Origin of the sequence: Nocardia sp. 348MFTsu5.1, from assembly GCF_000383535.1 — a bacterium.
In the GTDB taxonomy this organism is placed as follows: domain Bacteria; phylum Actinomycetota; class Actinomycetes; order Mycobacteriales; family Mycobacteriaceae; genus Williamsia; species Williamsia faeni.
Genome location: NZ_KB911510.1, coordinates 51,317 through 66,297, shown reverse-complemented (window position 1 = coordinate 66,297; position 14,981 = coordinate 51,317). Strand labels below are relative to the sequence as shown.

Below are 14,981 nucleotides of genomic sequence, written 5' to 3'. Positions count from 1 at the left end.
TAGTTCTAGAGATCGTCAGTTCGGACACCGACTGAACCCGCACATAGCTAACATAGTTGCCTATGTCGGGCTTTGCAAGGTTATGCGACATCGGCAGATGCAATACTGTGTAATCGACGTAATCGACGTTGCCCTTGACGGAAGGCAGGCAGAGCAGTGGCCGAAGTAGCTGGTACGCCGACCTTCGGTCTGACTGACACCACCGGACGCCCGCTCCGCACTCCGAAGACTGCCGAGCTGGTCGCACGCAAATTGCGACGGATGATCGTCGACGGTCAACTCGTCGACGGTGATCACCTCCCACACGAAGCCGAACTCATGGAGCACTTTTCCGTCAGCCGGCCGACTCTTCGCGAAGCCGTGCGAGTGCTCGAGGCCGAACGACTTGTCGAGGTCCGTCGAGGTTCCCGCACCGGCGCGCGAATCTGCGTGCCCGGACCGGAAATAGTCGCCCGCCCGGCATCGCTCCTACTCGAATTATCCGGTGCCACAGTCGCTGACGTCCTTGTTGCCAGCGAATCCCTCGAGCCCGCAGCGGCCGGCATTCTCGCGGCAGAAGGAACAGAAGAAGCATTCGACGAACTGGAAAGATTCGTCGACGAAGACATACCGGCGGCATACGCGGCCGGTGACTTCGGGCACGCCTCTGCGCGCTTTCACCTCCTCATGGTCCAACTGTCGGGCAATGCAACTCTCGCCCTTGTGGCAGGCATGCTGAACGAGATCTTCGAACGCCATACGGTCTCGGTGTCGCGCGAGGTGGGTCGCGGAGACGTTGCCGTCTCGGAGGCCACCTACAAGCTGTCCGTGCGATCGCAGCGCCGGTTGATCAAGCTCCTACGTGCTCGAGACAGCGCGGGTGCCACGGCACACTGGCAGAAGCACATGGCAGTGGCGCGCTCGACAGCCATGGCCAGCCATCTGGACGTCAAGGTGCGCGACATCCTCGACTGAATGCAGTCGTTTGGCCGGACAACGTGACGCGTCACGAAGTGGCCGAATACTTTCCACCCCTTGCGACGCCGCACGGATCTCGACCGCTTGATTCCGTGCTCTACGCCGGCTGAATCATGCCGTTCTCACGATGCGGCCAGACGTCTCCTGCTCCGTGCCCCTGCCCCGCCATGGCGCGTCGCGCAGAACCACTTCCACCCAGCGGAACAGTGGAACACATTTGGCCAGATAAGTGACTTAGATCATGTGTATGTGCCATAGTAGTTCGCAGACTTAGTTATCTAAGTAATCCATGACTGCTGCGTTGGCAAACCTCTTTACGACCGAAAGACAGTGTGATGACTCAAGATCTGCAGTTCTTGTTCCTGGGGCTGGGCAACGGTGCGGTGTATGCGGCATTGGCCTTGGCCCTGGTCATGACGTACCGGAGTTCGGGCGTGGTGAACTTCGCCACCGGTGCCATCGCCCTGTACGTGGCCTACACGTACGCCTACCTGCGCGATGGTGAACTGCTGATCCCGATCCCCGGGCTACCGAAAACGGTGGATCTCGGTGGGCCGATGGCGTTGGCACCGGCCATGGCCATCGCACTGCTGATCGCCGCGGGGCTGGGCCTCCTGATGTACTTCGCCGTCTTCAGATTGCTCAGGACCGCACCGGCCACAGCCAAAGCCGTCGCGTCCATCGCGTTGATGCTCGCCGTGCAGGCTCTGCTCGCCGCCCGCGTCGGCACCACCCCGGTCTCTGTCGATGCCATCTTGCCGACCAACGTCATCACCATCGGTGAGATCCGCATTCCCGCCGACCGACTCTGGTTCGCCGTCGTCATCATCGTGCTGACCATCTTGCTGATCCTGGCGTTCCGCCTGACCCGCTTCGGTTTGGCCACCCGCGCCGCCGCCGAAACCGAAAAAGGGGCCATCGTCACCGGCCTGTCCCCCGAACGCATCGCCTACGCCAACTGGGCCCTGTCAACGATGATCGCCGGTCTCTCCGGCATCCTGATCGCCCCCATCGTCCCGCTGATCCCGGTCTCCTACACCCTGTTCATCGTCCCGGCCCTGGCCGCCGCCCTGGTCGGCAACTTCAGTGCCATCGGCCCCGCCGTGGCCGCCGGCCTGAGCATCGGTGTCCTGCAGTCAGAAATGACCCACCTGCAATCCACCGTCAGCTGGATGCCCCAAGCCGGCATGGCCGAACTCATCCCCCTGGTCCTGATCCTGATCTTCCTGGTCTTCCGTGGCAAACCACTGCCGTCCCGTGGCGCCCTCATCGCCAACACGTTGGGCGCCGCCCCCAGGCCCAAAAACCTGTTGCTCCCCACCATCATCGGCACCTTGGTCGCCCTGGGCGCGCTGGTGTTGACCGACGGCAGCTACCGCGGCGCGGTCATCGTCACCTTCACGCTGGCCATCATCGCCCTGTCCCAGGTCGTCGTCACCGGCTTCGCCGGCCAAATCTCGCTGGCGCAGTTAACACTTGCCGGTGTCGCGGCGTTCATGCTCTCCCGCCTGACCACCGTCTGGAACGTCCCCTTCCCCGTCGCACCGATCCTGGCCGCCCTCGTCGCCACCGTCGTCGGCGTGGTCTTCGGACTCCCCGCACTGCGGATCCGCGGCTTACCGGTGGCCGTGGTCACCCTGAGCCTGGCGGTATTCCTGGAAATGTTCTGGTTCCGCAACAACAAGTTCAACGGCGGCATCAACGGCGCCAAAGTCGACGACCCGTCCCTGTTCGGCATCAACCTGGGCATCGGCTCCGGCGACTCCTACCCCACCATCGCCTTCGGCGTCCTGTGCCTGATCGTGCTGATCGCCGCCGCTCTGGCCACCGCGAAACTACGCACCAGCCGCCTGGGCGCCTCCATGCTCGCCGTGCGCGCCAATGAACGCTCGGCCGCCGCCTCCGGCATCAACGTCTCACGCACCAAACTCATCGCCTTCGCCATCGGCGCCTTCATCGCCGGCATCGGCGGCACCCTGATGGCTTACCAACAGACCATGGCCGTCCCCGAATCCTTCACCGCCATCGGCGGAATCGCGATGTTCGCCGTGGTCTACCTCGCCGGCGTCACCTGCGTATCCGGCGCCATCCTCGCCGGCATCATGGGCGCGGGCGGCATCATGTTCATCTTCCTCGACCGCGTCGCCAACATCGGTGACTACTACGCAGTCATCACCGGCGTCCTGCTCGTCATCACGGTCATCACCAACCCCGAAGGCATCATCTCCGAAATCCACAAGAACATCGCCTGGGCCCGCACCAAACTCCACCGCACCGCCCCGGTCGACGACATCATCGACCTCGACGTCACCGGCGACGACAACACCACCTACCCCGGCGCCGCTCGGCCCCTCGGCGATGTTGTGCTCTCCGCCAACGGAATCGGCGTTCGCTACGGCGGCGTCACCGCGCTCGACGACGTCTCCTTCGACGTCCGCGACGGCGAAATCATCGGCCTGATCGGCCCCAATGGCGCCGGCAAAACCACCTTCATCGACGCCATCAGCGGCTTCGCCACCGCCACCGGCACCGTCACTGTCAACGGCACCGTCCTCGACGGCCAAAAACCCTACCGACGCAGCCGCAACGGACTGGGCCGCACCTTCCAGGGCATCGAACTCTACGACGACCTCTCCGTCCACGAAAACGTCTCGGTCGGCACCACCGCCGCTCACCACCACGGTCCCGACCACCCACCGCTGGACGCCGCCGGACTCGACAACCTTTTCGAGCTGCTGCACCTGAGCAAGGTCGTGGACCGTCCCGTCAAGGAACTCTCCCAGGGACAACGCCAACTCGTCTCCGTCGCACGCGCTTTGGCCGGCCGACCCGACGTGGTCTTGCTCGACGAACCCGCCGCCGGACTCGACAGCACCGAAAGCATGTGGCTCGGCCACCGCCTACGCGCCATCCGCGACTCCGGCACCACCATCGTCATGGTCGACCACGACATGGAACTCGTCCTGGAAATCTGCGACCGCATAGTCGTCCTGGACCTCGGCAAAGTGATCGCCATCGGAACCCCCGATCAGATCCGCAACGACCCCACCGTCACCACCGCCTACCTCGGCACCACCGGCACCCCCGCCACACCCGACCCCACCGCGCCGGCCGAACCCACCATGCCGGCTGACTCCGCCGCGCACCACACCGCCCCGACCGGACAGGAGCTCAACGCATGACCACCACACTCACCGACAAAGCCACCGTCCTGCACTGCACCAACCTCGACGCCGGCTACTCCACCGGACGACCCTGCGTCCGCGACTTCAACCTCGAGCTCAAAGCCGGCGAAGTCCTCGCCCTCCTCGGCCCCAACGGCGCCGGCAAAACCACCGTCCTGATGACCCTTGCCGGCCTCCTACCCAGCCTCGGCGGCACCATCGACATCGCCGGCCACACCGTCAAACCCGGCCACGCCCGCCACGCCTCCCAAGCCGGTCTGGTCCTGGTCCCCGACGACCGCGCCCTGTTCACCACCCTCACCGTCGAAGAGAACCTCCGCCTCGCCGTCACCAACCGAAAAGACTGGCCCACCGAAAAAGATCGCATCCTCGATCTCTTCCCCCGCCTCGCCGAACGCCTCAAAATCCCCGCCGGCGCCCTGTCCGGCGGCGAACAACAAATGCTCGCCATCGGCCGCGCGCTCGTGCAGCACCCCACTGTCCTGCTCATCGACGAACTATCCATGGGCCTGGCACCCGTCATCGTCGAACGACTCCTGCCCATCGTCCGCACCGTCGCCGACACCACCAACGCCGCCGTCATCCTCGTCGAACAACACGTCCAACTCGCCCTCACCGTCGCCGACACCGCCCTGGTCCTACGCCACGGCACCAACGTCCTACAAGGCAACGCCCAACAACTCGCCGCGACACCCCATCTCATCGAAGATGCGTACCTCGGCACCAACGAACCCCACCACACAACCGCAGACATCGAAACGGCCAGGTGACAATCGCCTGCCCACAGTTGCATTCGGCATTCGCCGAATAGCAGGTCCAGTTCATCGATCAACCCGCACGTGCATCCCCAGAGGTTGCGCGGGCGGGTTGTTTCATTGGGATGCAGTGATTCCACCCTTCACGACGACGCGAAGTCCCTGCCCTCAGCGAGGGCAGGGACTTCGTCATTTCAAAAGTGGATCATCATGAAACCAGCTCTTTCACAGCCGGATTCGTTTGCCGAAATCTCTGTCAGCTATCGGCCCCGGCGGACACCATACGAAGCATGGTGAGCACGCCGTCGCGTCGGCTCATCGCCCCGAACGGCGATCCACCGAGCGGATCGTCGCTGCCGAGAATCCATGTGGGGCCGTCTGCGAGATGATCAAGTATCTCCACCGCGACCTCGTTCGGATCGGCAGCCTCCACGTGCTCCAACGTCGCGGCATCGACCACCCGACGCATCGAGGGAGTGTCGGTGAGCCCCAGTACCGGCGCCAGCACATCGACACCGGTGTCGCGCCATTCCGCCCACAAGCCCTCTGCCAGAATGAGATCGAATGCCTTGGTCGCGCTGTACGAGGCGTAACTGGCGCCACCGATCCATGCTGACGTCGAGCTCAACAGAACCATTGCACCACGACCACGGGCGACCATCGGTGCCCCGAACCGATGGGCAGCCTCCAGAACGCTGACGCAGTTGCGCTGGACCAGCTCCAGGTGTGTATCGAGGCTCTGCTCGAGGAACGAGGCACTGTGGTTGCCGCCGCCGGCGTTGAACACAAACACGCCGATCTCCAGATCGGACGTTGCCTTCTCGAGGTCCGCGATCGCAGAGGTGTCGCTGAGGTCCAGCGCAATGGTCCTCACCTCCACGCCGTGGCGGTCCCGAATATCGGCGGCGGCCTCCTCGAGCACTGACGTTCGCCGCGCCACAAGAACGACGTTCATGCCGCGCGCGGCCATCGTATCGGCGAACGCCGCGCCGACTCCATCAGAGCCACCTGCCACGATGCCCCAGGGTCCATACTTGTTGGCCAAATCTGTTGTCATGAAACAGTTCTCCTTGTTGTTTGCGATCTGGGTGTTCGAGGATCCGTGATTGTTTGTTCGATGCGGTAAGGCCTGGCCCGCTTGCGTCCGGCGGGCTATCCGCCGACCATCAGCAGGCCACCGTTGACAGCGAGGAACTGGCCGGTGATGAACTTCGCGCCTTCGCCCGACAGGAACACGAGCATGGGACCCACATCAGTGGCCGGATCACCGAGTTCACCACCGAGCGGTATCGCCGCCTTCAACTGCTGTGTCAACTGCGCGGCGGCTTCCGGGCCCAAGAATTCGCGCAACCGGTTGGCGCCCGGAGTCTCGACAGCAGGTGCGATCGTATTGACGGTGACGTTGTCGGCAGCCCAAGCTTTGGCCACTGAGCGTGACCAGGAGTGGACCGCCGCCTTTGATGCCGCGTACGTAGCCGATATCGGGCTTCCCGATACGCCTTCACTCGAGCCGAAATTGATTATCTGGCCACCGGTTTCACGCATGACCGCGTGTGCGGCCTGGTTGGTCAGCACAGTCGACGTGAAGTTGATGTCGATCATCTTGTGAATGTTCGCGGTGTCGATGTGTCCGGGTACACCCGGTGCCCACAACCCAGCAGCATGGATCAGGACATCGAGACCTCCCAACGTGCCGACGACCTCACCGAACGCCGAATCGACCGACGCCGGGTCGGTCACATCACAGTGAACCCACGATGCCGACGCAGTGTCCGCCGGTTTCGTGTTGTGAAAAGTCGCTGCGACGTGGGCGCCTGCTTGGGTCAGTACGTCGACCGTTGCCGCACCGATTCCCGTGGCCGCTCCGGTGACGAGCACCCGCCGTCCATTGAGCAATGTGGTCATTCTCGACTTCTTTCTCGGAAATAGTTCCGCTACCCGACAAGACAGATGGTTCAATCGCCCACATCGCAACCGCGGCATCGTGACTCACCCAGTGGTGTCGTGCGACCCGGCCATAATCGGCTATCCCTCAATACATTTCAGGCACGACGCCGCGACCTGCACGATCGTTTCCGTTCGGAGCCTAAGCCCGTCCTGACGCGACGTCCACGACTCGTCTTATAGAGCGGAATGGGCTCATCCATGGCCGCCCGCGGTAGGGTGCCGATCGATTTCACTCAGCGGAACGAGGTACTGCTGCATGCCACCCAATTCGCCTATGTTTCAACGATGGCAGCACCGGACCACTACGCTCACCGAACCCACGTCCGATGAACTTCACCGAAATCTCCTATGAGGTGGTGGACAGGGTCGCGACCGTGACCCTGGACAGGCCTGACCGGTTGAACGCGTTCACCACAACGATGATGCACGAACTGGCCTCCGCCTACGTGGCCGCCGACCTCGACGACGATGTGCGTGTGGTTGTCGTGACGGGCCGCGATCGGGCCTTCTGTGCCGGGGCGGACCTGAGCGCGGGGGCCAATGTGTTCGGCCCGAACGCAAAAGCGGTGGAGCGAGCGAGCATCGGAACGATCGGTGGCGCGCCGCGGGACGGTGGCGGGGTGGCCGCTCTGACCTCTGCTGCTTGCCGAAAACCGGTGATCGCGGCCATCAACGGCCCTGCCATTGGTGTGGGCGTCACGATGACTTTGCCGATGGATATCCGGCTGGCGTCAGAATCAGCCAAGTTCGGATTTGTGTTCGCTCGCCGGGGCCTGGTCCCGGAGGCGGCTTCGAGTTGGTTCCTGCCGCGGATCGTCGGAATCTCGCAGGCCATGGAGTGGGTGGCGACGGGCAGAATCTTCGGCGCGGAAGAAGCCCTCGCCGGCCGCCTGATTTCGAAAATCCTTCCGCCAGAGGACCTACTCCCCCACGCATATTCGCTTGCGCGCGAGATCGCGGACAACACCTCGGCCGTCTCTGTCGGGGTGGCCAAACAGATGCTGTGGTCGATGCTCGGTGAGGACTCCCCGTGGGCAGGGCATCGGGCCGACTCGCGGGCGATGCGTCATCTCGGTGCGAGCGCTGACGGGCGAGAGGGCGTGGAGTCCTTCCTGGAGAAGCGCGCCCCGAACTTCCCGGACACCATCACTGCCGACTACCCCGACATGGAGCGCTGGCCCACCCGACCGAATGACATGGGCTGACGGACTGAGCATCTCCGCAGCATCTCGATCACCTCTCCCATCACTGGACAATTGGAAATGAAAGGTTTAGGTGAATGATGACTGGACGAATGGCCGGCAAAGTTGCCTTCATCACCGGAGCTGCACGCGGACAAGGACGCAGCCACGCAGTGCGAATGGCGCAGGAAGGTGCCGACATCATTGCGGTCGACATCTGCGGGCCGGTAATCGCCGACAGCCCGACGCCGTATTCGACACCCGAGGATCTCCTCGAAACCGCCGACCTGGTCAAAGGCCTGAACCGCCGAATCGTCACAGCCGAGGTCGATGTGCGGGACTATGCCGCCCTCAAATCGGCCGTCGACAGTGGCGTCGAGCAACTGGGGCGGCTCGACGTGATCGTGGCCAATGCCGGCTTCGGCACGGGCGGCGTAACGCTGGAGAACGTCAGCGAGAGCGACTGGGACGACATCATCGGCGTGAACTTGTCGGGCGTGTGGAAGACTGTGAAAGCCGGTGTACCACACCTGAAATCGGGCGGACGGGGTGGATCAATCATCTTGACGAGCTCAGTCGGCGGACTCAAGGCCTACGCGAACACCGGGCACTACATCGCATCCAAACACGGTGTCGTCGGCCTCATGCGCGCCTTCGCCGTCGAACTCGGGGAATACTCGATCCGCGTCAACTCAGTTCATCCGACCAACGTGAACACACCGATGTTCATGAACGACTACACAATGAAGTGGTTCCGGCCAGATCTCGAGAACCCCGGAATCGACGACCTCAAGGTCGTCGCACAAACGATGCATGTGCTGCCGATCGGTTGGGTCGAGGCCGAAGACATCAGCAACGCAGTGCTGTTCCTGGCATCCGACGAAGCCCGGTACATCACGGGTACCACGCTCGCCGTAGACGGCGGCAGCACGCTCAAATAAGACACAGCCCTACCCTCGAGCCGCGCAGCAGATCTCAATCAGCTGCGCGGCTCGCGCTTTTGGCTGGTGTTGCGTTTCACTGTCGCGCTATCAATCCCCGTCGTCACCCATCGACCCGAAACATCCGTGCACGGTTGAGAGGCGTCACGGTCCCCGCTGATCAGGTGACGGCACAGTCACAGCACCACCGCCGAGCGTGCCGTCGTTGCCGTTGAGCGTGCCGAAAGTGATTGCGCACCAGGATTTTCGGCACGGTCGGTGGTGATTTCGGCACGGTCGACGGTTGGATCGGCACGCTCGGCGGTTCGCGCGGGTGGTGCCCGCAGTATTTCTGTCAGCCTTTTTGAGCTATGTCGAGCGCGGCGATGTACGCGAATGCCATCGACGAACCGATCGGACCACCGGCACCGGGGTAGATTCGCCCGGTAACCGGAGCCATCGTGTTTCCTGATGCATACAGGCCCGCGATCACCGAGCCGTCCGGCCGGACGACGCGCGCATGGTCGTCGGTCTTGAGACCACCCTTGGTCCCCAGATCAGACAACACGATCTTCGCCGCATAGAACGGCCCCTGATCTATCACGCCCAAACACGGATTGGGGCCGTCAGTGTGAGCGCCGCCCAGGTACACGGTCATCAGATCCCACGGAGCCTCGCCGCGACCGAAGTCCTCATCCTTGCCGGTGCGGGCATAACCGTTGTACTGATCGACAGTCTTCGTCAGTGCCCCAGCCGGGACACCGATCAGCTCTGCAAGCTCATCCAAGGTATCGGCCCGGTGCAATACCCCGGCGGCGATGAACTTTTCGACATCAAACCAACCCGGAACGTCCGGCGCGACCGGCAACGCCGCCGCGAAAGCACTTTCGTTGTCGATTTGACGCTGATCGAACACCCAGTGCGTCGGCAACGGCGAAGCGTCAGAAGTCCTGTGTGCCTTGAGCATCTCGTGCCCGGCCCGATCGTACGGGAGCCGCTCATTCATGTAACGCTGACCGGCAGCGTTGACCCAGATCCCACTCCACACCGATGTATAGAACACCGGGCGCGTATCGGGTACGACCAGACCGGGCGCGAACCACGACTCCTCGAGTAGGTCGGTCGCGGCACCGATGTCGATGCCTGCAGTCAGAGCATCCCCGGTGTTCCCCTCACACCCCTGAGTCCACTCATCACCGATCTCGGGCTGGTACTTCCGTCGCAGCTCGGCATTTCGCTCGTATCCGCCCGCCGCGAGGATCACTCCCTTGCTGGCGCGGAACGTCACCGGCTCACCATTACTCGAGGCTTGCACTCCGACCACGGCGCCGTCTTCGACGATGAGCCGCTCGAGCCCGGTGTTCGTCAGGACGGTGCCGTTGCCGGTCTCCATGAATGCCAGCAGTGCGCGCCCGATGAGGGCCTGCCCACCGACCATCGTCGACTCGACGTCAACACCCCAACGCTCAGTCCACAGCGGCCTACGTACCAACGGCTCCAGATCGCCGAGTTCACCGCGGTCGAAGTCCTGCGGGAAAATCGTTCGTCCCCCCGGCAGTGCGCCCGGCTGCCCCGCGAAGTAGTCGGGAACACCCAGGAACTGGAACTCTCCGAACCTGGGGTTCTTCTCCAGTTCTTCGATCATCGCAGGCCCGGCCTGCAGAAAAGCCTCGCGTAGCGAGGCAGGCGAGTCATCTCCGACGATCGCATCCAAATACAGACGCGCCCCATCGCGAGTGTCCGGCAACCCGGCCCGCTGCTCAGCAGCATTCCCCGGCAACCACATTCCCGCACCCGAATACGAGGTGGTACCACCGACAAACTCTGTCTTCTCGATGACCAACGTCCGCAGGCCGCGTGCTGCCGCCGCGTACGCACCGATCAAACCTCCACCCGAACCCACGACAATCACGTCGTACAAATCAGCTGCATTCTCACTCATGGCGATTTCCTCTCACAACGGTAAAGGGGGCGGGTTACGCGTATTTCGCATTCGAAAAGGCTTCAAGCTGCAAGAAGCCGTCAGCAGACTCCTCATCAAGTTCCATCACCTCGACGAAATGGCCCAATTCCGCCCTCATGTCGAGATAGCCCATCCGGATCCCGCCACTGATCCCATACTGTGCCCAGGTTCGGCCGCTGGATGCGACCACTGCGGACGCTTCGTCGAAGTCATCAACACGGAATCCCAGGTGATGCAGCGTGGCCGGCTCCCCGGGCCTGATGGCACCCCGATAGAGGTCAACCGATCCGGCAACCGGGCGGATGACCTCCAAGTTCGTTGCACCTGCGTTGACCAGGAGAACATCGATGAGCCATTCGTCGGCCGGCTCGCCGTCGACCACTACATACGGGGTGACCGCGGCGCTGTCGCCGGTCGCCGGCCGACCTCCGCCCATCGACGCCCCGTAGTGCTTCACGCACTCCACTGTCCCCAGTTTGGACTCGAAGTAAGCGGCCGCAACATCAATGTCATCCGTCACATATCCCACCTGCATGAAATTGCGGAACAAGTCATCGATAGATCGCATCAAAAATCTCCTCAGTCGCGGCAAATGTGTTGCGCGTCATTGTTATCGGCACAGGGCAGACCATTACGCAAACGACTCTCGCCTCTTCCACAACCTGTCGTCCACTGCCGGTCCCATCAGACGGAATCACCGGGGACCATCCCGGAACAACGCGCCTTTCTTCGATGCCACCAGGCGGAATATCAAAGCGGACACCCGCGGCCAGGTATGGAAACATATAAATATGGCCACATTGAGCAATGCACCGACATTGCTGTCCAGGACGGAGCAGCCGGGAGGCGATCAGCCGATCGCAGACCCGGTATGGCAGCCGGTGAAACACCGGCTGATCACCATGCGCAAAGCAGTCAGGCAACTCGACGAACTCGGGCCGGTGGAAGCTCACCTCCTGGAGAGCAATCCGGCAATTGGCCTCGTGTGCGAGCGGGTGCTGTGGCTCTTGGCCGACCAGGCTTTCGCTGTCAACACTCGGGTCGGCGCAAGAGCGCTTGGCGAAATGCCGCAAACACCGACCGCTGCGTTCGATGCGGTGGTGAAGGTCGGCATGATCGACGCAGACCTGCGAGCCGTTCTCTCGCCTCCAGAAGCCCCTCACAACGTCCTCGTCCAGCTGTATATGGATACCGAGCCCGAGAAGGTCGCTGCGGTTGTGCTCGCAGCGCGGTCCGGATACACGGCGTACATCGAAGAGGTTGGCCACTGGATCACTGAACATGCTGGTGCCTGACAGAAGTTTCTTACAATTTCGGTCGCTTACCATCGGGTATCGACGGGTCACTGAAGAAAATGTGTCCCGGTCTCGGATTTCGACAGATGGTGAGCGTGCTGACCTGATCGCGGTGTCGCGGTCAGTGGGTCTTGGGGATGGAGATCGACTTTGATGACAGTCTCAGAGGGGGACGTGCCGGGTTCGGTGGCGCCGCAAAAACTCGCGGCTCAAGTTGCCCGACAGCTCGAGAACGAGATCATGGATCGCGAATGGCCGATCGGCGAGGTCCTCGGATCAGAAACCGAACTGCAGGCGCGTTTCAAGGTGTCGCGATCGATTCTGAGGGAAGCGATCCGGTTACTCGAGCACCAGCAGGTCGCCAGAATGCGACGTGGCCCCGGTGGCGGACTCGTCGTCAGTGCGCCCGACACCTCGTTGCCCATTCGCGCCCTCGTGATCTATCTCGAATACATCGGGGTGAGTGTCGAGGATCTAGGTCGTGCGCGGATGCTTCTGGAGCCACTGGCGGCCAGACTGGCCGCCGAGACCGTCACCGAGTCGAGTATCGGCGCTCTTCGCGCCATCGTGAACGAAGAGCACGCGAGAATCGCTGATTCGTCCATTGCCGCCGGCAAAGATTTCCACGCAATGTTGGGCCAGTTGTCGGGAAATGCCTTGTTGCAGATGTTCACCGAGGTCGTGACGGGTTTGAGCACCCGCTACTTGCGGACTTCACGACGCATCGCGGAAGGCGCAGCGAGCGAGGCCAGGACTCACGTCGCCAACCGGCATGCCGAAATCGTCGAAGCAGTGATCGCCGGTGACGGTGCAGCCGCGCAAACCCGTGTGACAACTCACCTCGAAGAAGTCGTGACATGGATGCTGGCCCAGAAGATTCATCCCACAGTCGAGCGAATGCGCACCCGGCCAGTGGATCCCGACCCGAAGTCGGGAGACAAACTCGCCGAGATCGTGGCCGGCCGCATACACAACGACATCACCACCGAAGACTGGCAGGTTGGTGAGATCCTCGGATCGGAATCAGACCTGCTGACCCGCTACGGCGTCAGCCGTGCGGTCCTTCGAGAATCCCTCCAGATCCTCGAGCACCACAGCGTTGCCCGAATGCGACGCGGGCCGGGTGGTGGATTGGTCATTCTGGCCCCCGACCCCACAGCAAATATCCGCGCGATGGCCCTCTACCTCAACTACCGGGGATTGAGTCCTGACGACCTCTTCGTGGTCCATGAGGCCATCGCCCTGGAATGTGTCCACACGCTCACCGCCGGTGAGCTCTCCTCTGACACGGCCTCCCGCCTTCGCGAGGCACTCGATCTTTCGACTGAGCAGGGTGACTCCGGGGACCTGTTCCACACCGAGATCGCCGAACTGGCCGGTAACCCGATCCTGTCGCTGTTCCTGCGGATCACCACGGAACTCCGAGCCCGCAACGGTCTCAGCGAGAAAGCAAGAAGTGCTCAGGGTGCATCCGATGTTCGCGATGCCCACGAGAAGATACTTGTGGCCGTCCTCGCCGGCGATGGGGGGCTCGCCCAGCACCGCATGCGCCGGCACCTCCAGGATCTCGCCACTTGGTGAGACCAGAACCCTGGTCCCGCCGAGGCTGAATCACCCTGTGGGCGAACAGCCTTGGCGGACGGCGTCACTACACCCGCGCGCTTGCGTTCCCGAGTTTGACGCTCGCGTTCCAGATCGCGTTAGCGGTACCCCGGACGGCCTCGGCAACCATGCCCCATCTCATCTGACCCGCCGGGCCGGTGACGGACACCGCAGCAACAGCACCGCCCGCATTGCGAACCGGCGCGGCGACGCAGACGAGCCGGTCGTAGGCCTCGCCGCGATCGAACGCGACTCCCAACCGTCGAACCTGGTTCAATTCCGCTTTCAAGGCAAGAGGATCGGTGATCGTGTTAACCGTCCTCCTCGGCATGTCCCCGCTGGTCACCGCCTGAATGACCTCGTCGTCGAACGCCGCCATCGCTTTGCCAATTGCGGTGCAGTACACGGGATTACGTCCACCACGTCGGGTCGGCAAACGAAGCGAACCCTCCGCGATCCGTTCGATATATACAACCTCGCCGTGGTCGAGGACGCCGAGTTGCGCGGTCATCCCGGTCCTGACCGCGAGCGCTTGCAGATGGGGGAAGGCAACCTCACGGAGCTGACCCCCCTCGGCAGCGAGGCTCCCCAACTCGAACATCCGCAAACCGACCCGGTAGCCACCGGGATCACGCTCGATCCAGCCGATTTGGCACAGCTGATCGGCGAGGCGATGCAGGGTCGATTTCGGCAGACCGGTGCGATCACTGAGATCACCGAGACTGAGGACCTGCTGACTGCAGTTGAACGCATCCATGATGGACGCAACTCGCCCCATCACCGTCCGCTCCGGGCCGCGCCGTTCGCAGGACTCGCCGGCATTACCGCTTGTCAGCGCAGCCCTGATTCCATCCTGGGAATCGCCAGTCACTTCCTCTGGTGAAACCACACTTCGTTGCAACAAGCTAGATGACAAGGTAGCCACGCTTTCATTCAGTGCACCCATCTAACCTTCGCGCAGTCGCGCAGTCGGGTTTCTGAGTACAAATCTGGGGGCAGGTCCCGTATTGAGTATCCTCTTTTGCGGGAGTGTTACCACAGTCACATCTGGGAGCCCACATGTCAAGCGTCACGAGAGCTCCAGTTTCGATGGACCTACGTACTGCTCGTAGAAGGAAGGTGACCCCCGGGGGTCCTGCACCCTTGCGCGTTGTTTCACGCGAGAATCGACGAGAC

Annotated in this window: 12 protein-coding genes; 7 read left to right on the top strand and 5 right to left on the bottom strand. The window is 62.6% G+C overall.

Features of this window, described 5'->3' with window-relative positions; translation table 11 throughout:
* Nucleotides 1-156: 156 nt before the first annotated feature.
* The 3 genes from H290_RS0103545 (at nt 157) to H290_RS0103535 (ending at nt 4,912) form a co-directional block, all read left to right on the top strand.
* On the top strand, nt 157-954 hold the full coding sequence (locus H290_RS0103545) for a FadR/GntR family transcriptional regulator (protein WP_020105388.1): 798 nt from the start codon (nt 157-159) through the stop codon (nt 952-954).
* Between the two features lie 338 nt (nt 955-1,292).
* Nucleotides 1,293-4,139: a branched-chain amino acid ABC transporter permease/ATP-binding protein gene (locus H290_RS0103540; protein WP_020105387.1), complete on the top strand. Its 2,847-nt coding sequence runs from the start codon at nt 1,293-1,295 to the stop codon at nt 4,137-4,139.
* A complete protein-coding gene (locus H290_RS0103535; RefSeq protein WP_020105386.1) occupies nt 4,136-4,912 on the top strand; it encodes an ABC transporter ATP-binding protein in 777 nt (258 codons plus the stop codon). The genes H290_RS0103540 and H290_RS0103535 overlap by 4 nt, the downstream gene beginning before the upstream one ends.
* Nucleotides 4,913-5,153: 241 nt before the next feature.
* On the opposite strand, the gene H290_RS0103530 is transcribed toward H290_RS0103535, so the two are convergent.
* Together H290_RS0103530 and H290_RS0103525 are read right to left on the bottom strand one after the other, a co-directional pair.
* Nucleotides 5,154-5,954 carry an SDR family oxidoreductase gene (locus H290_RS0103530; protein WP_020105385.1) on the bottom strand — a complete coding sequence of 267 codons (801 nt, stop codon included), beginning with the start codon at nt 5,952-5,954 and terminating at the stop codon, nt 5,154-5,156.
* Nucleotides 5,955-6,049: 95 nt separating this feature from the next.
* On the bottom strand, nt 6,050-6,802 hold the full coding sequence (locus H290_RS0103525) for an SDR family NAD(P)-dependent oxidoreductase (RefSeq protein WP_020105384.1): 753 nt from the start codon (nt 6,800-6,802) through the stop codon (nt 6,050-6,052).
* A gap of 368 nt (nt 6,803-7,170) precedes the next feature.
* On the opposite strand from H290_RS0103525, the gene H290_RS0103520 reads away from it, so the two are divergent.
* Both H290_RS0103520 and H290_RS0103515 read left to right on the top strand, forming a co-directional pair.
* A complete protein-coding gene (locus H290_RS0103520) occupies nt 7,171-8,049 on the top strand; it encodes an enoyl-CoA hydratase-related protein (RefSeq protein ID WP_020105383.1) in 879 nt (292 codons plus the stop codon).
* Nucleotides 8,050-8,126: 77 nt separating this feature from the next.
* Nucleotides 8,127-8,966, top strand: coding sequence for a mycofactocin-coupled SDR family oxidoreductase (locus H290_RS0103515; RefSeq protein WP_028462723.1), 840 nt, complete (start codon nt 8,127-8,129; stop codon nt 8,964-8,966).
* Between the two features lie 334 nt (nt 8,967-9,300).
* Here H290_RS0103515 and H290_RS0103510 read toward each other — a convergent pair whose 3' ends face one another.
* Together H290_RS0103510 and H290_RS0103505 are read right to left on the bottom strand one after the other, a co-directional pair.
* Nucleotides 9,301-10,887, bottom strand: coding sequence for an FAD-dependent oxidoreductase (locus H290_RS0103510; protein WP_020105381.1), 1,587 nt, complete (start codon nt 10,885-10,887; stop codon nt 9,301-9,303).
* Nucleotides 10,888-10,921: 34 nt separating this feature from the next.
* Nucleotides 10,922-11,476, bottom strand: coding sequence for a VOC family protein (locus H290_RS0103505; protein WP_196809491.1), 555 nt, complete (start codon nt 11,474-11,476; stop codon nt 10,922-10,924).
* A gap of 223 nt (nt 11,477-11,699) precedes the next feature.
* Between H290_RS0103505 and H290_RS0103500 the strand changes: the two genes are divergently transcribed.
* Together H290_RS0103500 and H290_RS0103495 are read left to right on the top strand one after the other, a co-directional pair.
* Nucleotides 11,700-12,203 (top strand): hypothetical protein, encoded by a 504-nt coding sequence (locus tag H290_RS0103500; protein WP_020105379.1) that lies wholly within the window; start codon nt 11,700-11,702, stop codon nt 12,201-12,203.
* A 153-nt stretch (nt 12,204-12,356) separates the two neighbouring features.
* Entirely contained in the window at nt 12,357-13,784 is a 1,428-nt protein-coding gene (locus tag H290_RS0103495) for a FadR/GntR family transcriptional regulator (protein WP_028462722.1), read from the top strand.
* 67 nt (nt 13,785-13,851) lie between these two features.
* Here H290_RS0103495 and H290_RS27695 read toward each other — a convergent pair whose 3' ends face one another.
* Nucleotides 13,852-14,676: an IclR family transcriptional regulator gene (locus H290_RS27695; protein WP_196809490.1), complete on the bottom strand. Its 825-nt coding sequence runs from the start codon at nt 14,674-14,676 to the stop codon at nt 13,852-13,854.
* Between the last annotated feature and the right edge of the window lie 305 nt (nt 14,677-14,981).